Consider the following 20,270-nt stretch of genomic DNA (forward strand, 5'->3'; position numbering starts at 1 on the left):
TGCTTCTGAGTTAGTGGCGTACGCCGTCATCGTCTTCGTCGACGTAATCTTCATCGTCGCCGTCTTCACCCTCTTCGCCGTTCGGATCTTCGAAGTACGTACCCCAGCCGTCATATTCCACGTCAAATTTCTCAGCCAGGTTCATCAGTTGTTCAACCTGAGCATCAATCAGATCGGCATTCAGCGCACATTCGCTGAGGATATCGCAGCAAATCACCGTATCGCCTTCTTCCACTTCCAGCTCTTCCGGCTCGGTCACTTCATAACCGAGTTTGAACGCTTCTACGGCTGCTTTTTCCAGCGTTTCGAAGTCGTCAGCGGAAAAGTGATGCTCGATAGTGTACAGCGCATCTGGATCGCTGCCATCTTCAAGTAATTCTTCAATAATCAGACGCGTCTCTTCACGCTGCTCTTCCAGTAGTTCCGGGTTTGCCATGGCTCGTTCCTCATAAATGTCCTGCCGATACTCTTATTGTCACACACCGCTGTCATTGCCTCCACCTTTCCAGGAAAGATTTGTTAAATGGGGTTGCAAATGCATAATCATCCATATAAATTGAATTTTAATTCAACAAATGGCCTTTGCCATGTGAGGGAACCATGTCTACGTTTTATCAGAAACATTTTTTGAAATTACTCGATTTCACCTCCGCTGAACTCACCGCTCTGCTGCAACTCGCCGCCAAACTGAAAGCCGACAAGAAAAACGGCGTAGAAGTCGCCAGACTGACCGGCAAAAACATCGCGCTCATCTTCGAAAAAGACTCGACCCGCACCCGATGCTCTTTCGAAGTTGCCGCATACGATCAGGGCGCTCGCGTAACGTACCTTGGGCCAAGCGGCAGCCAGATTGGGCATAAAGAGTCAATTAAAGACACCGCCCGCGTGCTGGGACGCATGTATGACGGTATTCAGTACCGCGGCCACGGCCAGGAAGTGGTAGAAACGCTGGCGGAATATGCAGGCGTTCCCGTGTGGAACGGGTTGACCAACGAGTTTCACCCCACGCAGCTGCTGGCGGATTTGCTGACCATGCAGGAACATCTGCCGGGCAAAGCCTTCAATGAGATGACGCTGGTTTACGCTGGCGATGCGCGTAACAACATGGGAAATTCCATGCTGGAAGCCGCCGCGCTGACAGGGCTGGATTTACGTCTGGTGGCTCCGCAGGCCTGCTGGCCGGAAGCAAGCCTGGTCGCAGAGTGCAAAGCGCTGGCGCAAAAGAACGGCGGCGATATTACGCTGACTGAAGATATCGCAGCGGGCGTGAAAGGCGCGGACTTTATCTATACCGACGTATGGGTGTCGATGGGTGAAGCAAAAGAGAAATGGGCGGAGCGTATCGCACTGCTGCGTCAGTATCAGGTAAACAGCGCAATGATGGCGCAGACCGGTAATCCTCAGGTGAAGTTTCTGCACTGCCTGCCCGCATTCCACGATGATCAGACCACGCTTGGCAAGAAAATGGCCGAAGAGTTCGGTTTGCACGGCGGGATGGAAGTGACCGATGCGGTGTTTGAATCTCCGGCCAGCATCGTGTTTGACCAGGCGGAAAACCGGATGCACACCATCAAAGCGGTGATGGTGGCAACGCTGGCGAAATAACGATTACGTCTTATCCGGCCTACAGATCGTGTTCCCGTAGGCCGGGTAAGACGTTTTGCGTCGCCACCCGGCAATGCAACTTACTCGACCAGCAGCTTAACGACCGCTTTGCGTACCTGAGCTGGCGCCCCTACGGCGCACAGCGGCTTATGGACTTCCCCCGGGTAAAAGACCACAAAATCGCCTTCATTAAGGATCACCGTTTTCTCCTCTGCCCCTTCAGGCAAAAACGCGATGTCTTTATCCGCCAGCCAGTCAGTTTCCGGCGCGCCCGCAGGCTGGGTGCTGAAGGTCATTCCTTCCTGCCCCTTTAATACGATCTGAATATCAAGATAGCGCGCGTGATACTCCGCACGACGCTTTTCAAACGGCTCGGTCATGTCTTCCGAAACCAGATAAAACAGGCGATTGCCGTCGATATCATGCTTGCCCTTTGCCGTTTCATCCGTCACATGCGCTTTAATATGTTCAATGGCCTGACGCAGCACGTCCGGCAGCCAGGGTTGCAGATTGTGGATATTGCCAACGATCATCACAGACTCCTTAAATAAAACAACGTTTCATTTTTATGTTTATACGAAAAAAACCGCTGCCATACCACTTCTATTTCACGATGTTTTGCGTCAGCGCATGTTTATCGCTGAAGATGTTGTCCGACTGTTAATCATCATCGAAGATTATGCATATCCTTTGCATAACTTTCCCCCTCCACTTTACAGTAAAAATCGTAATATTCTGTTATAAAAGGGTTTATAAGAAAAACACCTTGTTGATCACACTTCCTTTTCCCTGCATAACCTGCATTTATCACCATAGTTATTTTATGATTTACGTTAAGGTAAAAATAATAAAATAACCCTCCCGCATACCTATGCACAGACAAAAATAAAACATCATAAAATCAACAAGATAGAATTAAATAATAAATTTAGATCATCTACAAATAATTAACAAAAAAGAATAACAAGACATTTTATTGCGTAGTAATTCAGTTATTACTCTCTTTATTTTTCAATTTCTCTGACCTCGCTCATATATTAAATAAGAAAAATTAAATATCCCTTCCGATGTGAAACACATCACATTATCAGACCGAATTAGAATCAATGATGATTTCCGAAAATTAGCTGAACAGTAATGACTGCAAACAATTTAATTATTTGCAGCCACCACTTCTTTATTCCTGAAAATTGAGTAAAAGGTATCGTGATGGAAAAACATTATGTCGGTTCTGAAATCGGTCAATTACGTAGTGTGATGTTGCACCGCCCTAATCTCAGTCTGAAAAGACTGACGCCGTCAAATTGCCAGGAGCTGCTTTTTGATGACGTTCTGTCGGTGGAACGCGCAGGCGAAGAGCACGATATTTTCGCTAATACGTTACGCCAACAAGGCATAGAGGTGTTGCTGCTAACCGACCTGCTGACGCAAACACTGGATGTTATCGAAGCCAAGACCTGGCTGCTGGAAACACAAATCTCCGACTATCGCCTGGGCCCGACGTTCGCGGCGGATATTCGCGCCTGGCTGGCGGATATGCCGCATCGGGAATTAGCGCGCCATTTAAGCGGTGGGCTGACATATGGCGAAATCCCCGCCTCGATTAAAAATATGGTGGTTGATACACACGATATTAATGACTTTATTATGAAGCCATTACCCAATCACTTATTTACCCGCGATACCTCATGCTGGATATATAACGGCGTGTCGATCAACCCAATGGCAAAAACAGCGCGCCAGCGTGAAACCAATAACCTGCGGGCGATTTATCGCTGGCATCCACAATTTGCAGATGGCGAATTTATTAAATATTTCGGCGACGAAAACATTAATTACGACCATGCCACGTTAGAAGGCGGGGACGTGCTGGTTATTGGTCGCGGCGCCGTGCTGATTGGCATGTCTGAACGTACCACCCCGCAGGGGATCGAGTTCCTCGCCCAGTCGCTGTTTAAACATCGCCAGGCCGAGCGCGTCATCGCCGTTGAGTTGCCAAAACACCGTTCCTGCATGCACCTCGATACCGTCATGACCCATATCGACATCGACACCTTCTCCGTCTACCCGGAAGTGGTTCGCCCGGACGTCCAGTGCTGGACCTTAACACCGGACGGGCGCGGCGGGCTGAAGCGTACCCAGGAAAGCACGCTGGTACACGCCATCGAAAAAGCCCTCGGCATTGATCAGGTGCGTTTGATCACCACTGGCGGCGATGCCTTCGAAGCCGAACGTGAGCAGTGGAATGACGCCAATAACGTTCTCACCCTGCGCCCCGGTGTGGTGGTCGGCTACGAGCGCAACATCTGGACCAACGAAAAATACGACAAAGCGGGCATCACCGTTCTGCCCATTCCTGGCGATGAACTGGGACGCGGACGCGGCGGCGCGCGCTGCATGAGCTGCCCGCTGGAACGCGACGGCATTTAAGGAAGCGATTATGGACAACAAACCCACTCTGGTTGTCGCACTGGGCGGCAATGCGCTGCTCAAACGCGGCGAACCGCTGGAAGCGGATATCCAGCGCAAAAACATCGATCTGGCGGCAAAAACCATCGCCCAACTGACGCAACAGTGGCGCGTGGTGCTGGTACACGGCAACGGCCCGCAGGTTGGCCTGCTGGCGTTGCAGAACAGCGCCTATGACCGCGTCACCCCCTACCCGCTCGATATTCTCGGCGCGGAAAGCCAGGGGATGATCGGCTACATGCTGCAACAGTCGCTGAAAAACCAGCTTCCGCAGCGTGAAATCAGCGTCCTGCTCACTCAGGTGGAGGTGGACACCGACGATCCGGCATTCCGCAACCCAACCAAATATATCGGCCCGGTTTATGACGGCGACCAGGCCAACGCGCTACAGGCGGAAAAAGGCTGGATTTTCAAAGCCGACGGAAAAGCGTTTCGCCGCGTAGTGCCTTCGCCACAGCCCAAACGCATCGTTGAGAGCGACGCGATCCGCGCCCTGATCGCCCGCGACCATCTCGTGATCTGCAACGGCGGCGGCGGCGTGCCGGTAGTGGAAAAAGCCGATGGTTTTCATGGCATTGAAGCGGTGATCGACAAAGACCTCTCTGCCGCTCTGCTCGCCAGTCAAATCCACGCGGACGCGCTGCTGATCCTGACCGATGCCGACGCGGTGTACCTCGACTGGGGCAAGCCGACCCAACGCCCGCTGGCTCAGGTAACGCCGGAACTGCTCAGCGAAATGCAGTTCGATGCCGGTTCGATGGGGCCGAAAGTCACCGCCTGCGCCGAGTTTGTCAGCCACTGCCAGGGGATTGCCGGTATCGGTTCACTGGCCGACGGCCCGGCCATTCTCAGCGGTGACAAAGGCACCCTGATTCGACCCGAAACCGTCGATTACGACGCATAAGGCGATTTCTGCCGGATGGCGGCGGCGCCTTATCCGGCCTACAGCACGCGCATAACCGTAGGCCTGATAAGCGCAGCGCCATCAGGTAATTCATTTTAACAAGGACACTGTAATGGCTACTTCACTGAAAAATCGCAACTTTCTTAAACTGCTCGACTTCACTCCGACGGAGATCCAGTATCTGATCGATCTGGCCATCGAGCTGAAAGCGGCAAAAAAAGCCGGACGCGAGAAGCAAACGCTGGTCGGTAAAAACATCGCGCTAATTTTCGAAAAAACCTCCACCCGCACCCGCTGCGCGTTTGAGGTCGGCGCATTCGATCAGGGCGCACAGGTGACCTATCTCGGGCCAAGCGGCTCGCAGATTGGGCATAAAGAATCCATGAAAGATACCGCCCGCGTGCTGGGCCGGATGTATGACGGCATTGAGTATCGCGGTTTTGGTCAGCAGATCGTTGAAGAACTGGGGCAGTACGCGGGCGTACCGGTGTGGAACGGCCTGACCGATGAATTTCACCCTACGCAGATCCTCGCCGACCTGATGACCATGCTGGAACATGCGCCGGGCAAAACGCTGCCTGAATTCAGCTTCGCTTACCTCGGCGACGCCCGCAATAACATGGGCAATTCGCTGATGGTCGGCGCGGCAAAAATGGGGATGGACATCCGCCTGGTCGCACCGAAATCCTTCTGGCCGGACGACGCACTGGTGGCGCAGTGCCGCGATATCGCCAGCGTCACCGGCGCGCGCATTACGCTAACCGAGGATGTGGAGGAAGGCGTTTATGACGTGGATTTCCTCTATACCGATGTCTGGGTGTCGATGGGCGAACCAAAAGAGGCATGGGCGGAGCGCGTCAGCCTGATGAAGCCATACCAGATCAACCAGCAGGTCATCAACGCCACCGGCAACCCCAACGTGAAGTTTATGCACTGCCTGCCCGCCTTCCACAACGAGCACACCAAAGTGGGCCGCGAAATCGAGGCCGCCTATGGCCTGAAAGGACTGGAGGTGACGGAAGAGGTGTTCGAGTCAGCCCACTCCATCGTGTTTGACGAAGCGGAAAACCGTATGCACACCATTAAAGCGGTCATGGTGGCGACGCTCGGCGACTAACCCCTCCGGGCATGTGCCGCCTGACGACGCATGCCCGTGTTATCTGGAGAGAACACCATGGGCAAATTTAAATTTCCCAGCGCGTATACCATCCTGTTTATTCTTATCGCACTGGTCGCTGTGATGACCTGGATTGTCCCGGCGGGCAAATACCAGATGGCGATGAACCCCACGTTGGGTAAAGAGGTTCCGGTCGCGGGCACCTATGCTCCTGCCGAGTCGCATCCGCAAGGGATTACCGCCGTACTGTTGGCCCCCATTGACGGCCTCTACAACCACGAAACCTATACCGCAGGCGCAATCGATGTGGCGCTGTTTGTACTAATCATCGGCGGCTTTCTCGGCGTGGTGAACAAAACCGGTGCAATTGATGCGGGTATTGAACGCGTCACGGTACGGCTCAACGGCAAAGAGGAGTGGATGATCCCCATACTGATGGGACTCTTTGCCGCAGGCGGGACGATTTACGGGATGGCGGAAGAGTCACTCCCCTTCTACACGCTGCTGGTTCCGGTGATGATGGCCGCCCGCTTCGATCCGCTGGTCGCGGCCGCCACCGTGCTGCTCGGCGCAGGTATTGGCACACTCGGTTCGACCATCAACCCTTTTGCCACGGTGATTGCCGCCAACGCTGCCGGAATCCCGTTCACTCAGGGTATGCTGTTACGCATCATTCTGCTGGTCGTTGGCTATGTCATTTGCGTGGTCTGGGTGATGCGCTATGCCCGCAAAGTGCGCAGCAACCCGGAGTTATCTATCGTGGCAGATAAGATGGAGGAGAACCGCGCTCACTTTCTTGGCAACCGTTCCAGCACGCTGTTGGAGTTCACCGCAACCCGCAAATGGATCTTGCTGATTTTCGCCGCCGCCTTTGCCGTGATGATTTACGGCGTCGCGGTTCTCGGCTGGTGGATGGCGGAAATTTCCGGCGTTTTCCTGGCGTCCGCGATTATCGTCGGCGTTATCGCCCGGATGAGCGAAGAGGCGTTCACCAGTACGTTTATCGACGGCGCGCGGGATCTGCTTGGCGTGGCGCTGATTATCGGTATTGCACGCGGCATTGTGGTGGTGATGGATAATGGCATGATTACGCATACCATTTTGCACAGCGCGGAAAATCTGGTATCTGGCTTGTCCACCACCATTTTTATCAATGTCACTTACTGGCTGGAAGTATTGCTCTCATTCCTGGTGCCCTCTTCCTCTGGTCTGGCGGTGTTGACCATGCCGATCATGGCGCCGTTAGCGGACTTCGCCCATGTGCAACGGGATCTGGTGGTGACGGCGTATCAATCGGCGTCCGGGATTGTGAACCTGATTACGCCGACGTCGGCGGTCGTAATGGGAGGGCTGGCGATTGCGCGCGTGCCGTATGTGCGGTATCTGAAGTGGGTCGCGCCGCTGCTGCTGATCCTGACGCTACTGAATATGGCTGTTTTGAGCGTTGGCGCAATGCTGTAACTCCCGCCGGATGGCGCTTCGCTTATCCGGCCTACAGGTTACGCATTTTGTAGGCCGGATAAGGCGCTTTAGCGCCGCCATCCGGCACAGGCCAACAGGTTGCGTATTCCGTAGGCCGGATAAGGCGCTTTAGCGCCGCCATCCGGCAAACGAACGCAGCCAATACGCTTTCTTTTTTGACTGGCTTCTCACTTTCCTGCAAAACCGACCGGTTGATTCGTTATCAATGTGACAAACAGGATGAATTTCGCTAGTCCATTGATATCAATGACAAAGCAAGGTGCATATATGAAGGAATACAATGATTGCTCCGCCAAAGAACAGCAGCAACTGGCGGTATGTCAGCGCCTGATTACAGAAAAAAGTTACTTATCCCAGGAGGAAATACGTCGCGATCTGCAAAACCACGGCTTCGAAGGCATCAGCCAGTCGACCGTTTCACGTCTGTTGAAACTGCTCGGCGTCATAAAAATAAGAAATACAAAGGGACAAAAAATTTATTCCGTAAATCCGCAATTGCGCCCCGCTCCTGACGCTGCGCGATCGATATCCGAGATGGTGGTCAGCGTGGAACACAATAGCGAATTTATCCTTATCCACACGGTGGCCGGTTATGGCCGCGCCGTTGCCAGAATCCTGGATTATCACGCCCTGCCGGAAATTTTAGGTGTGATCGCGGGCAGCAGTATCGTCTGGGTCGCGCCACGGGTCGTACAGCGCACCGGGCTTGTTCACAAGCAAATTAATTATTTATTAAAAATGAATTCTTATTCATGAGAACCGTTTGCGATGAATAAAATGTGCATTAATCGCTTGATCCCATAACATAGCTGAGTATAATCGCGGACAATTTGCCGGGAGGAAGTATGGTTCAGTGTGTACGACATTCTGTCTTACCGCGTCTGAAAACAGACGCTGGACTGCCGTTTTTCTTCCCGTTGCTCACCTATTCCAGGCCCCTCATTGAGGGGCTTTTTTTTTGCCCAGGCGTCAGGAGATAAACATGGCTAACCCGCTATACCAAAAACACATCATTTCCATAAACGACCTCAGCCGCGATGACCTCAATCTGGTTCTGGCGACGGCGGCGAAATTAAAAGCCAATCCACAGCCGGAGCTGCTGAAGCATAAAGTGATCGCCAGCTGCTTCTTCGAGGCATCCACACGCACCCGCCTGTCGTTTGAAACCTCGATGCACCGCCTCGGCGCCAGCGTGGTGGGCTTCTCCGACAGCGCTAACACGTCGCTGGGCAAAAAAGGCGAGACGCTGGCGGATACCATCTCCGTTATCAGCACTTATGTGGACGCGATTGTGATGCGTCACCCACAGGAAGGCGCTGCGCGTCTGGCGACCGAGTTCTCCGGCAACGTGCCGGTACTGAACGCCGGCGACGGCGCAAACCAGCATCCGACCCAGACGCTGCTGGATCTGTTTACCATTCAGGAGACCCAGGGCCGCCTGGACAATCTGAACATCGCCATGGTCGGCGACCTGAAATATGGCCGAACCGTACACTCACTGACGCAGGCGCTGGCGAAGTTTGACGGCAACCGCTTCTACTTTATCGCGCCGGACGCGCTGGCGATGCCGCAATACATTCTGGATATGCTGGATGAGAAAGGCATTGCCTGGAGTCTGCACAGCGCCATCGAAGAGGTGATGGCGGAAGTGGATATTCTGTATATGACCCGCGTGCAGAAAGAGCGTCTGGACCCGTCCGAATACGCCAACGTCAAAGCGCAGTTTGTCCTGCGCGCCAGCGACCTGAACGGCGCGCGTGAAAACATGAAGGTTCTGCATCCGCTGCCGCGTATTGATGAGATCACCACCGACGTAGATAAAACGCCGCACGCCTGGTACTTCCAGCAGGCAGGAAACGGTATTTTCGCTCGCCAGGCGTTACTGGCACTGGTTCTGAATAGCGATCTGGCACTGTAAGGGGAAAAGAGATGACACACGACAATAAACTACAGGTTGAAGCGATCAAACGTGGCACCGTAATCGACCACATTCCCGCGCAGGTTGGCTTTAAGTTACTGACGCTGTTCAAACTGACCGAGACCGATCAGCGCATCACCATCGGCCTTAACCTGCCGTCCGGCGAGATGGGGCGTAAAGACCTGATTAAAATCGAGAACACTTTCCTGACCGAAGAACAGGTTAACCAGCTCTCCCTGTACGCGCCGCAGGCAACGGTAAACCGCATCGACAACTATGATGTGGTGGGCAAATCGCGCCCGAGCCTGCCGGATCGCATCGACAACGTGCTGGTCTGCCCGAACAGCAACTGCATCAGTCATGCTGAGCCGGTTTCATCCAGTTTTGCAGTGAAAAAACGCACAGATGACATTGCGCTCAAATGTAAATACTGCGAAAAAGAGTTTTCGCATTATGTGGTGCTGGCCAACTAATTGAGGTTGGTAATGGGTATCCGGCTCCCTATAATGGCCTGTACCTAATTTACCGCTGTAATTCAGGAGAAATCATGAGCAAAACTATCGCGACGGAAAATGCACCCGCAGCTATCGGCCCATACGTTCAGGGCGTTGACCTGGGCAGCATGATCATCACTTCCGGTCAGATCCCGGTTGATCCAAAAACCGGCAGCGTACCGGATGACGTGTCCGCTCAGGCGCGCCAGTCGCTGGAAAACGTAAAAGCTATCGTCGAAGCCGCAGGCCTGAAAGTGGGCGACATCGTGAAAACAACCGTGTTCGTTAAAGACCTGAACGACTTCGCGACCGTGAATGCGACCTATGAAGCATTCTTCACCGAGCATAATGCGACCTTCCCGGCACGTTCATGCGTTGAAGTTGCGCGTCTGCCGAAAGACGTAAAAATCGAGATCGAAGCGATCGCTGTTCGCCGCTAAGTCTCCTTAAAAATATGTCTGCGCCGGATGGCGGCTTCGCCTTATCCGGCCTACGGAAAGCGCCGTTTGTAGGCCCGGTAAGCGCCAGCGCCACCGGGCATTTATCACATCACCCCAAACAGTTTCGGCAGGAACAGCGAGATCGCCGGAATATAGGTCACTAACATCAACACCAGGAAGAGTACCGCGTAGAACGGCAGCATCGCCTTCACCACCTGCTCTATTTTCTGCTTACTCACCGCACTGGCAACAAACAGCACCGATCCCACCGGCGGCGTAATCAGGCCGATCCCAAGATTCACCAGCATGATCATGCCGAAATGCACCGGATCAATACCCAATGCCGTAGTGACCGGCAGCAGAACAGGCGTCAGGATCAGGATTAGCGGCGCCATGTCCATCAGTGTCCCGATCAGCAGCAGCATAATGTTAATGCACATCAGGATGACGTATTTGTTATCTGAAATACTGGTGAACGCCTCGGTAATGCGCATCGGCAGCTGCATGTAGGTCATGATGGCGCCAAATGCGGCGGCGAACCCGATCAGGATCATCACAATGGTGACCGTTTTTACCGTGCGGTACATCAGCTTCGGCAGTTCAGACCATTTGTAGTCGCGGTAGATAAACATGGTGACGAAGAAGGCCCACAGACAGGCGATCGCCGCCGATTCCGTCGCGGTGAAGATGCCAGAGAGGATCCCGCCCATGATGATGACAACCGTCATCAGCCCCCACAGCGTATCGACAAAAATCTTCAACGCCTGGCGAAACGGCACCCGCTCGCCTTTCGGATAACCGCGCTTATGGGCAAAACCGACGCACATCACCATCAGGGTAAAACTTAACAGCAGCCCCGGCAGAATGCCGGCAATAAACAGCGCGGCAATCGACACCGTACCGCCCGTCGCCAGCGAATAAATCACCGAGTTGTGGCTGGGCGGCGTCAGGATCGCCTGTACGGAGCCGCTGGCGGTGACCGCCGCCGCAAAGTCACGCGGATAGCCTTTTTTATCCATCTCCGGGATCATCACCGAGCCGATAGACGCCGTATCCGCGACGGACGAGCCGGAAATCGCGCCAAAAAAGGTAGACGCCACAATGTTCACCAGCGACAGCCCGCCGCGTATAAAGCCGACAAAGATGTAGGCGAAGTTCACCAGGCGACGCGCGATACCGCCCTCCGCCATAATCGCCCCCGCCAGAATAAAAAATGGGATCGCCAGCAGCGAAAATTTGTTCACGCCGCTGGTGAGCTGGATCATGACCGCTTCCAGGGGAATGTCGATATACCAGGCACCAATGATCGCGCTAATGCCCACCGCGTATGCTACCGGCACCCCAATCGCCAGCATAATGCCGAGCGTAAAGACGAGAATAAATGCATCCATCTGCTTTCCTTTATGAAATGGGGTCGCGCATTAATGGGTTGAGCCCAGCATGACGACAGGACGTTGATACTGCGAACCACGGAAAATTTTCTCGATAATGAAAAGCAGCGTGATGGACGAGCCGACAGGCAACGGCAGGTAGTTCTCACCTGCTGATAACAGAGGAAATTCCGCCACCGGCTGTTCCCACAGGTCGTAGCACAGCAGGGAGCCGTACCAGAGGATAAACAGGCTGACGGCCATCAGCATCAGATCCGCCACAATGAAACAGATTCGCTGCGCGCCCTCGCTCAGGCGGTCGGTCACCATGCTGACAGCGATATGGGAACCCGCGCGATAGCTCACCGCTGCGCCAACAAAGGTGAATGTCACCATGCAAAGAATGGCGACCGGTTCCGGCCATGACAGCGCGCTGTTCATCACATAGCGCGCAAATATCCCGACGGGAATAACGGCCACCATAATCAACAGCGCCAATCCGGCAACCCACATTGAGATTCGGTAAAACAAATCCATTACCGACGAATAAAATTCACCCATGGTCGTCCCCTTGAATTAATCTTTAGGTTCAGGCGGATAAAGTCCTTACCCCGCCAGAGGTATTACTTCATATCCTGAATCCGTTTAATCAAATCCTGGCGATCTTTATAGGGTTCGCTGGCAGTTTAAAAAATGCCATGAATAGCGCTAACTGACAGGATAAAAGAGTGCCGGGCTTAACTTACAGTTATATATGACCTTTTACAGCGTAGCCTGCGCAGGCCAACGCATGTAAGAAAGTATTACGATAATTATGTTCATAAAATATGACTGAATGGAAATATTTTTAGCACGCTGTTTCATTTTTGCAATGAAGGTCTTTTTCCTGATAAAAAGATGTCTGAAAGAGGAGTAAAATTGTGATCCGTCACACTCTTTAGTATTTCAAAAAAAATAAAACAGGAACTTTCGTGAGGATATATTTACGGAGTATAGAAAAGCGTAATGGCTGCCGCAGCAGCCATTATTCTGGATTATTGCCAGCCGTAACGACGGCTATAAAAACCTTTCACTAATTGTGTCAATGTCATATAACCCGCGAGAATAGCGATCAGCCACGGGAAGTAGCTCAGCGGCAGCGCCTGTAATTGCAGATAGCCCGCCAACGGCGAGAACGGCAGCGCGATACCCACCACCATCACCACCAGCGTCATCAGCATCAGCGGCCATGCGGCGCGGCTCTGAATAAACGGTACGCGGCGCGTGCGAATCATATGCACAATCAATGTTTGCGATAACAGCCCGACGACAAACCAACCCGACTGGAACAGGGTTTGCGCTTCCGGCACATTCGCATGGAATACCCACCACATCAGGCAGAAGGTCAGGATGTCGAAAATCGAACTGATTGGCCCGAAGAAGATCATAAAACGCCCCAGATCGGCGGGATTCCAGCGTTGCGGCTTCTGGATCTGCTCGTCATCCACGTTATCAAACGGGATCGCCACCTGGGATACATCGTACAGCAGGTTCTGAATCAGTAAGTGCAGCGGCAGCATTGGCAGGAAGGGCAAGAATGCGCTCGCCACCAGCACACTAAAGACGTTACCAAAGTTAGAACTCGCGGTCATTTTGATGTATTTCAGCATGTTGGAGAACGTGCGACGCCCTTCGATAACGCCCTCTTCCAGCACCATCAGGCTCTTTTCCAACAGGATGATATCCGCAGCTTCGCGGGCAATATCCACGGCGCCATCAACGGAAATGCCGATATCCGCCGCACGCAATGCCGGAGCATCATTGATGCCATCGCCCATAAAGCCAACCACATGCCCTTTGCGTTTCAGCAGCGTGACGATGCGCTCTTTGTGCATCGGCGTCAGGCGGGCAAACAGCGTGGTGCGCGCGGCAAGTTCCGCCAGTTCATCATCGCTCAGCCCTTCGATATCACTGCCAGTCACCACATCGCCCGCATCAAGCCCGACTTCATGGCATACTTTCGCCGCCACCAGTTCGCTGTCGCCAGTGAGGATCTTCACGGTGATGCCGCTCTCTTTCAGCGCCTTCAGCGCCGGAGCGGTCGTCTCTTTCGGCGGATCGAGAAACGCAATGTAGCCTTCGAGGATCAGGTCAGACTCATCAATGCGTTGATAATCCCCTTCCCGCGCAGGCAGATACTTCGTGGCAACGGCCACCACGCGCAGCCCCTGGCGATTCAGCGTATCCGTTACGCGCTTCACCCGGCGCAGCATATTGTCATCCATCGGCACAATGTCGCCATTGTGGCGCACCTGGGTGCAGACGCTGAGGATCTCCTGCAACGCGCCTTTGCACACCAGTTGATGCACATCGGCTTCTTCCGCCACCACTACGGACATCCGGCGACGCTCAAAATCAAACGGGATCTCATCAATTTTCTGCCAGCGCCCGGAGAGCTGACGCGCAGACTCTTCATCCACGCCTTCCAGCACTGCGGTATCCAGCAGATTTTTCAACCCGGTCTGGTAGTGGCTGTTCAGCCAAGCGGAATGCAGCACGCGTTCGCTGGGCTTGCCGGAGACATCCGTATGGTTCTCCAGCACAATTTTATCCTGAGTCAGCGTGCCGGTTTTGTCGGTGCAGAGAATATCCATCGCGCCGAAGTTCTGAATGGCGTCCAGGTGCTTAACAATAACTTTTTGCTTCGACAGTTTCACCGCCCCGCGCGCCAGCGTGGAGGTGACAATCATCGGCAGCATTTCCGGCGTCAGCCCTACCGCGACCGAGAGCGCAAACAGCGCCGCTTCCCACCAGTCGCCTTTGGTATAGCCGTTAATGATCAACACGATAGGCGCCATGACCAGCATAAAGCGGATCAACAGCATACTGACGCGGCTGATGCCTTTCTGAAACGCGTTTTGCTCGCTTTCCTGCTCGCTCACGCGGCCCGCCAGTTGACCAAACCAGGTCTCGCCGCCCGTTGCAATGACAATCGCCTGCGCCGTTCCGCTCACCACGTTGGTGCCCATAAAGCACAGCGTGTCGCATTCCAGCGGATTGCTTTGCTTAGGGTCGCGGGTCGTCGCCACTTTTTCTACCGGCAGAGATTCGCCCGTGAGCGAAGCCTGCGCAACAAACAGATCGCGCGCCTGAATAACGCGTAAATCCGCCGGGATCATATCGCCCGCCGCCAGCTTGATAATATCGCCCGGCACCAGTTGGTCGATGGGCAGCTCAACCCAGCGGTTCTCGCCTTTCTCATTGATAACGCGCAGCACCGTAGCGGTATTGCTGACCATCGCCTTCAACGCATCTGCCGCTTTGGTCGAGCGTGCTTCCTGCACAAAATTCAGCAGCGTCGAAATCCCGACCATCAGCGCAATAACGCCTGCGGCAAACAGATCTTCCGTGGCATAGGAGATGACGCCGAGAATGGTCAGCAAGATATTGAAAGGGTTGCGATAGCAGACCCACAGGTGTCTCCACCACGGAGTCGGCTTCTGTGTGGGCAGCTGATTTTCACCGTATTTCTCGCGCGCATCCTCCACCTCTGCGACATTCAGCCCCTCAGGATGCGCATCGAATGCGCGCCAGAGCGCCGCTTCTTCCATCACCGCCATTTTCAGGCAGCGATCGCTCAATGACGGGGGAATCGGAGTATTCGCAACGCTCTGCGCACTGGGCAAGGGGTCGCGATGCACCAGGCGATGAGGTAAATGACGGTTAAGGCGGGCAAACAGCTCGCGGGTGATATTTTTCAGCATAAGCAGTCCCTCCGCGCCGAAAAAGCGGCGCAGAAACATCTCTCAGGCGCGGCAAAGCCTTACCTGACGATAATTTAAAGCGATAACAGGGACGTCGGGAACGTCACTGCCTTACGTATCCGGTAAGACAGTGAAAAACAGGCTTACCGGAAAGGGCTATTTCTCCATCGCGGGAGAGGGGTGGGTTCGGGATCCATGCAGCCTCCGGTAAGTGAATGATTGGCGCCGCGCATTATACGCAGAAAACCATAAGGTTTGTGGCAATTATGGCGGTATGATACCGCCGTGTAATTAAACCAAACGTATACACAAAAACATTTAGCTTGAAGGATGAAGCGTATAAACCAGACTTTACCCATTGCCCCTGGCTTGAGTAAAGTTACTCTTTTTGACACAACTTGATGCGCACCACGGGAAAACAGGATGCAGAATCGGCTGACCATTAAAGACATTGCCCGCTTAAGCGGCGTAGGGAAATCCACCGTTTCCCGCGTGCTCAACAACGAAAGCGGGGTAAGTGAACGGACTCGTGAACGTGTGGAAGCCGTAATGAATCAACATGGTTTTTCCCCTTCCCGTTCCGCACGCGCCATGCGCGGGCAAAGTGATAAAGTGGTCGCCATTATTGTTACCCGTCTGGATTCCCTGTCAGAAAACCTCGCCGTCCAGACCATGCTGCCCGCATTTTACGAGCAGGGTTACGATCCCATCATGATGGAGAGCCAGTTCTCGCCAGAACTGGTAGAAGAGCACCTGGGGATGCTCAGACGGCGTAACATTGACGGCGTGGTGCTGTTCGGTTTTACCGGTATTTGCGAGGAGATGCTTGCGCCCTGGCAGGCCTCGCTGGTGCTGCTGGCAAGGGACGCCAGTGGTTTTGCGTCGGTGTGCTATGACGACGAAGGCGCTATCCATACCTTAATGCAGCGTCTGTATGACCAGGGACATCGGGCGATCAGCTTTCTCGGCGTGCCTCACAGCGACGTCACGACCGGTAAGCGCCGTCACGAAGCCTATCTGAGTTTCTGCAAAAAAAATAAACTGCACCCTGTCGCCGCTCTGCCTGGCCTGGCGATGAAACAAGGCTATGAGCACGCTGCGGATGTCATTACGCCAGACACCAGCGCGCTGGTCTGCGCGACCGATACGCTGGCGCTGGGCGCCAGTAAATATTTACAGGAACAGCGTATCGATTCTCTGCAACTGGCGAGCGTCGGGAACACGCCGCTGATGAAATTTCTCCACCCGGAGATTATCACGGTTGATCCCGGTTACGCTGAAGCCGGGAAACAAGCGGCCTTACAGCTGATCGAGCAAATCAACGGCCGCAGCGATCCCCGCCAGATCGTCATTCCGTCTACCCTCTCCTGATTCTTTTCTGAACGGTAATTTGTGATCTTCGCTGCGTTTCGAGAACGTTCCCATTTTTTAATATTCACCGAAGATATACTCTTGCGCCAACAACGTAAGAGCTGCCGGATGGCGACGCTAAAGCGTCTTATCATCCGGCTTACAGGGACACATTTCATCTGCCACGGGGCTTTATGATGAGCAAAGTAAAACAAGCTGATATAGACCAGCTGATTGAACTGGTCGGCGGGCGAGACAATATCGCCACGGTGAGCCACTGCATTACTCGCCTGCGCTTTGTGCTGAACCAGCCAGCAAATGCCAGACCGAAAGAAATTGAACAATTACCGATGGTTAAAGGCTGCTTCACCAACGCCGGGCAGTTCCAGGTGGTGATTGGCACTGACGTTGGCGACTACTACAACGCGCTGCTGGCAACCACCGGTCAGGCGCACGCCGACAAAGAGCAGGCTAAAAAAGCCGCGCGGCAGAATATGAAATGGCACGAGCAGTTGATCTCCCACTTCGCTGAGATCTTCTTCCCGCTGCTGCCTGCGCTGATCAGCGGCGGTCTGATCTTAGGTTTTCGCAACGTGATCGGCGATCTGCCGATGAGCAACGGCCAGACGCTGGCGCAGATGCATCCCGCGCTGAAAACGATCTACGACTTCCTGTGGCTGATCGGTGAAGCGATCTTCTTCTACCTGCCGGTCGGGATCTGCTGGTCTGCGGTGAAGAAAATGGGCGGCACGCCGATCCTCGGTATCGTACTCGGCGTAACGCTGGTGTCGCCGCAGTTGATGAACGCCTATCTGCTGGGCCAGCAGGCTCCTGAAGTGTGGGACTTCGGCATGTTCAGCATTGCGAAAGTCGGCTATCAGGCGCAGGTCATCCCGGCATTGCTGGCGGGTCTGGCGCTCGGCTTTATTGAAACGCGCATGAAGCGTATCGTGCCGGATTACCTCTATCTGGTGGTGGTGCCGGTATGCTCGTTGATCCTCGCGGTCTTTCTCGCACACGCCTTTATCGGCCCGTTTGGTCGCATGATTGGCGATGGCGTGGCCTTTGCGGTGCGCCATCTGATGACCGGGAGTTTCGCCCCTGTCGGCGCGGCGCTGTTCGGCTTCCTGTACGCCCCGTTGGTCATTACCGGCGTACATCAGACTACGCTGGCTATCGATATGCAGATGATTCAGAGCATGGGCGGTACGCCGGTATGGCCGTTGATTGCGCTGTCGAATATCGCCCAGGCTTCCGCTGTGGTGGGCATTATTATCTCCAGCCGTAAGCACAACGAACGCGAAATTTCCGTTCCGGCCGCCATCTCCGCCTACCTCGGCGTGACCGAACCGGCGATGTACGGCATCAACCTGAAATACCGCTTCCCGATGCTGTGCGCCATGATCGGCTCTGGCCTCGCCGGGTTGTTATGCGGCCTGAACGGCGTCATGGCGAACGGGATCGGCGTCGGCGGCTTGCCGGGCATCCTTTCCATTCAGCCGAGCTACTGGCAGGTGTTTAGCATGGCAATGGCGATCGCGGTCGTCATCCCAATCGTGCTGACTTCCGTTATCTATCAGCGTAAGTACCGTCAGGGCACGTTGCAGATTGTCTGATTCTTCTTCGGGGCGCAGTTGCGCCCCATCGCATATGTAGGTTACAAGCATGAATACCCTTCCCCACTGGTGGCAAAACGGCGTTATTTACCAGATCTATCCCAAAAGTTTTCAGGACACGACCGGCAGCGGAACCGGCGATTTACGCGGCGTTACGCAGCGTCTTGATTACCTGCAAAAACTGGGGGTGGATGCTATCTGGCTGACGCCATTCTATGTTTCACCGCAGATTGATAACGGCTACGACGTCGCGAACTACACCGCCATCGACCCGGCCTACGGCACGCTGGATGATTTTGACGAACTGGCAGCGCAGGCCAAAGCGCGCGGCATCCGCATTATTCTGGATATGGTGTTTAACCACACCTCCACACAGCATGCCTGGTTCCATAACGCGCTGAATAAAGAGAGTCCGTACCGGGAGTTTTATATCTGGCGCGACGGTACGCCGGATGTGCCGCCCAATAACTGGCGCTCCAAATTTGGCGGCAGCGCCTGGCGCTGGCATGCCCAGAGCGAACAGTATTACCTGCACCTTTTCGCCCCGGAGCAGGCCGACCTGAACTGGGAAAATCCGGCGGTGCGCGCTGAGCTGAAAAAAGTGTGTGAATTCTGGGCCGATCGCGGCGTGGACGGGCTGCGCCTGGATGTCGTGAACCTCATCTCCAAAGATCAGCGTTTCCCGAACGATCTGGACGGCGATGGTCGCCGCTTTTACACCGACGGGCCGCGCGCGCATGAGTTTTTGCACGAGATGAACCGCGACGTTTTTACTCCGCGTAACCTGATGACGGTGGGCGAAATGTCATCCACCACCCTGGAAAACTGTCAGCGGTATGCCGCTCTCGATGGCAGCGAGCTGTCGATGACCTTTAACTTCCATCATCTGAAAGTCGATTATCCCGGCGGCGAGAAATGGACGCTGGCAAAGCCGGATTACGTGGCGCTAAAAGCACTGTTTCGCCACTGGCAGCAGGGGATGCATAACGTTGCCTGGAATGCCCTGTTCTGGTGTAACCACGATCAGCCGCGTATCGTGTCGCGCTTTGGCGACGAAGGCGAACTGCGGATTCCGGCGGCGAAGATGCTGGCGATGGTGCTGCACGGTATGCAGGGTACGCCCTATATCTACCAGGGCGAAGAAATTGGCATGACAAACCCGCATTTCTCCCACATCACCGATTACCGTGACGTGGAAAGCCACAACATGTTTGCCGGGCTGCGCGCCCAGGGCCGGGAAGCCAATGATTTACTGGCTATTCTTGCCAGCAAATCCCGCGATAACAGCCGCACGCCCATGCAGTGGGATAGCAGCGCGAATGCAGGGTTTACGCAAGGCGAGCCGTGGATCAACCTCTGCGATAACTATGCGGACATCAACGTGGCGGCGGCGCTAAATGATGAAGACTCGGTGTTCTACACCTATCAAAGACTGATTGCCTTGCGCAAAACAGAGCCGGTCTTAACCTGGGGGAATTATCAGGATCTGCTGCCGGACAGCCCGCATGTATGGTGCTATCGCCGCGAATGGCAGGGGCAGCGGCTACTGGTGGTCGCCAACCTGAGCAACGCCTGTCAGGACTGGCTGCCAGAGCATCACGAAGGAAACTGGCAGGCGCTGATGCACAACTACGACGAGGTTGCCACCCGCCCTGCCGCCATGACGTTACGCCCGTTTGAGGCCGTCTGGTGGTTGCAGAAGTAATCACAACGGGATACGGACAGACCTGTCTGTATCCCGGATTATTCAGCCCACAGATAT

General features: G+C 54.3%; 20 protein-coding genes. 13 read left to right on the plus strand and 7 right to left on the minus strand.

Annotation, left to right across the window (positions count from 1 at the left end; genetic code table 11):
* Positions 1 to 10: 10 nt before the first annotated feature.
* Complete coding sequence (gene rraB / locus OGV50_RS02840; protein ID WP_047459344.1) at positions 11 to 436, minus strand: ribonuclease E inhibitor RraB; 426 nt, start codon at positions 434 to 436, stop codon at positions 11 to 13.
* 164 nt (positions 437 to 600) lie between these two features.
* Between rraB and argF (OGV50_RS02845) the strand changes: the two genes are divergently transcribed.
* Positions 601 to 1,605 carry an ornithine carbamoyltransferase gene (argF, locus tag OGV50_RS02845; protein WP_012134329.1) on the plus strand — a complete coding sequence of 335 codons (1,005 nt, stop codon included), beginning with the start codon at positions 601 to 603 and terminating at the stop codon, positions 1,603 to 1,605.
* A gap of 80 nt (positions 1,606 to 1,685) precedes the next feature.
* Here argF (OGV50_RS02845) and OGV50_RS02850 read toward each other — a convergent pair whose 3' ends face one another.
* Entirely contained in the window at positions 1,686 to 2,138 is a 453-nt protein-coding gene (locus tag OGV50_RS02850) for a YhcH/YjgK/YiaL family protein (RefSeq protein WP_049010330.1), read from the minus strand.
* A gap of 676 nt (positions 2,139 to 2,814) precedes the next feature.
* Here OGV50_RS02850 and arcA point away from each other — a divergent pair.
* The 5 genes from arcA to OGV50_RS02875 all read left to right on the plus strand — a co-directional run bounded on the left by arcA (position 2,815) and on the right by OGV50_RS02875 (position 8,333).
* Positions 2,815 to 4,035 (plus strand): arginine deiminase, encoded by a 1,221-nt coding sequence (gene arcA / locus OGV50_RS02855; protein ID WP_012134333.1) that lies wholly within the window; start codon positions 2,815 to 2,817, stop codon positions 4,033 to 4,035.
* 10 nt (positions 4,036 to 4,045) lie between these two features.
* Positions 4,046 to 4,978 (plus strand): carbamate kinase, encoded by a 933-nt coding sequence (gene arcC, locus OGV50_RS02860; RefSeq protein ID WP_286488298.1) that lies wholly within the window; start codon positions 4,046 to 4,048, stop codon positions 4,976 to 4,978.
* Positions 4,979 to 5,090: 112 nt separating this feature from the next.
* Positions 5,091 to 6,095: an ornithine carbamoyltransferase gene (argF, locus tag OGV50_RS02865; RefSeq protein WP_286488300.1), complete on the plus strand. Its 1,005-nt coding sequence runs from the start codon at positions 5,091 to 5,093 to the stop codon at positions 6,093 to 6,095.
* Between the two features lie 57 nt (positions 6,096 to 6,152).
* Entirely contained in the window at positions 6,153 to 7,556 is a 1,404-nt protein-coding gene (locus tag OGV50_RS02870; RefSeq protein WP_024130766.1) for a YfcC family protein, read from the plus strand.
* Between the two features lie 288 nt (positions 7,557 to 7,844).
* The gene (locus OGV50_RS02875) at positions 7,845 to 8,333 is read left to right on the plus strand and encodes an arginine repressor (protein ID WP_024130767.1); all 489 of its coding nucleotides are present in this window, start codon (positions 7,845 to 7,847) and stop codon (positions 8,331 to 8,333) included.
* On the opposite strand, the gene OGV50_RS02880 is transcribed toward OGV50_RS02875, so the two are convergent.
* Complete coding sequence (locus tag OGV50_RS02880) at positions 8,324 to 8,443, minus strand: hypothetical protein (RefSeq protein ID WP_077956855.1); 120 nt, start codon at positions 8,441 to 8,443, stop codon at positions 8,324 to 8,326. The two genes, OGV50_RS02875 and OGV50_RS02880, sit on opposite strands and share 10 nt — an antisense overlap.
* On the opposite strand from OGV50_RS02880, the gene pyrL reads away from it, so the two are divergent.
* The 4 genes from pyrL to ridA all read left to right on the plus strand — a co-directional run bounded on the left by pyrL (position 8,423) and on the right by ridA (position 10,429).
* The gene (pyrL, locus tag OGV50_RS02885; protein WP_024130768.1) at positions 8,423 to 8,557 is read left to right on the plus strand and encodes a pyr operon leader peptide; all 135 of its coding nucleotides are present in this window, start codon (positions 8,423 to 8,425) and stop codon (positions 8,555 to 8,557) included. The two genes, OGV50_RS02880 and pyrL, sit on opposite strands and share 21 nt — an antisense overlap.
* 2 nt (positions 8,558 to 8,559) lie before the next feature.
* Positions 8,560 to 9,495 carry an aspartate carbamoyltransferase gene (pyrB, locus tag OGV50_RS02890; RefSeq protein WP_012134340.1) on the plus strand — a complete coding sequence of 312 codons (936 nt, stop codon included), beginning with the start codon at positions 8,560 to 8,562 and terminating at the stop codon, positions 9,493 to 9,495.
* An 11-nt stretch (positions 9,496 to 9,506) separates the two neighbouring features.
* A complete protein-coding gene (gene pyrI / locus OGV50_RS02895; RefSeq protein WP_012134341.1) occupies positions 9,507 to 9,968 on the plus strand; it encodes an aspartate carbamoyltransferase regulatory subunit in 462 nt (153 codons plus the stop codon).
* Positions 9,969 to 10,042: 74 nt separating this feature from the next.
* Positions 10,043 to 10,429, plus strand: a complete 387-nt coding sequence (ridA, locus tag OGV50_RS02900; RefSeq protein ID WP_012134342.1) for a 2-iminobutanoate/2-iminopropanoate deaminase — start codon at positions 10,043 to 10,045, stop codon at positions 10,427 to 10,429.
* A gap of 104 nt (positions 10,430 to 10,533) precedes the next feature.
* Here the strand turns inward: ridA and OGV50_RS02905 are convergent, their stop codons facing one another.
* The 4 genes from OGV50_RS02905 to mgtL form a co-directional block, all read right to left on the minus strand.
* Positions 10,534 to 11,820: a TRAP transporter large permease gene (locus OGV50_RS02905; RefSeq protein ID WP_047459361.1), complete on the minus strand. Its 1,287-nt coding sequence runs from the start codon at positions 11,818 to 11,820 to the stop codon at positions 10,534 to 10,536.
* Between the two features lie 30 nt (positions 11,821 to 11,850).
* On the minus strand, positions 11,851 to 12,360 hold the full coding sequence (locus tag OGV50_RS02910) for a TRAP transporter small permease (protein ID WP_286488301.1): 510 nt from the start codon (positions 12,358 to 12,360) through the stop codon (positions 11,851 to 11,853).
* Positions 12,361 to 12,833: 473 nt separating this feature from the next.
* Positions 12,834 to 15,542 (minus strand): magnesium-translocating P-type ATPase, encoded by a 2,709-nt coding sequence (gene mgtA / locus OGV50_RS02915; RefSeq protein ID WP_286488302.1) that lies wholly within the window; start codon positions 15,540 to 15,542, stop codon positions 12,834 to 12,836.
* A 143-nt stretch (positions 15,543 to 15,685) separates the two neighbouring features.
* Positions 15,686 to 15,994 carry a mgtA regulatory leader peptide MgtL gene (gene mgtL, locus OGV50_RS23555; RefSeq protein ID WP_071818874.1) on the minus strand — a complete coding sequence of 103 codons (309 nt, stop codon included), beginning with the start codon at positions 15,992 to 15,994 and terminating at the stop codon, positions 15,686 to 15,688.
* Between mgtL and treR the strand changes: the two genes are divergently transcribed.
* The 3 genes from treR to treC all read left to right on the plus strand — a co-directional run bounded on the left by treR (position 15,966) and on the right by treC (position 20,213).
* A complete protein-coding gene (gene treR, locus OGV50_RS02920; RefSeq protein ID WP_012134348.1) occupies positions 15,966 to 16,913 on the plus strand; it encodes a trehalose operon repressor TreR in 948 nt (315 codons plus the stop codon). The two genes, mgtL and treR, sit on opposite strands and share 29 nt — an antisense overlap.
* Before the next feature lie 176 nt (positions 16,914 to 17,089).
* Positions 17,090 to 18,508 carry a PTS trehalose transporter subunit IIBC gene (gene treB / locus OGV50_RS02925; protein WP_024130770.1) on the plus strand — a complete coding sequence of 473 codons (1,419 nt, stop codon included), beginning with the start codon at positions 17,090 to 17,092 and terminating at the stop codon, positions 18,506 to 18,508.
* Positions 18,509 to 18,557: 49 nt separating this feature from the next.
* Complete coding sequence (gene treC / locus OGV50_RS02930) at positions 18,558 to 20,213, plus strand: alpha,alpha-phosphotrehalase (RefSeq protein WP_286488303.1); 1,656 nt, start codon at positions 18,558 to 18,560, stop codon at positions 20,211 to 20,213.
* Positions 20,214 to 20,270: the final 57 nt, after the last annotated feature.

It is taken from the genome of Citrobacter sp. CK180, from assembly GCF_030333655.1.
GTDB classification, from domain to species: Bacteria; Pseudomonadota; Gammaproteobacteria; order Enterobacterales; family Enterobacteriaceae; genus Citrobacter_B; species Citrobacter_B koseri.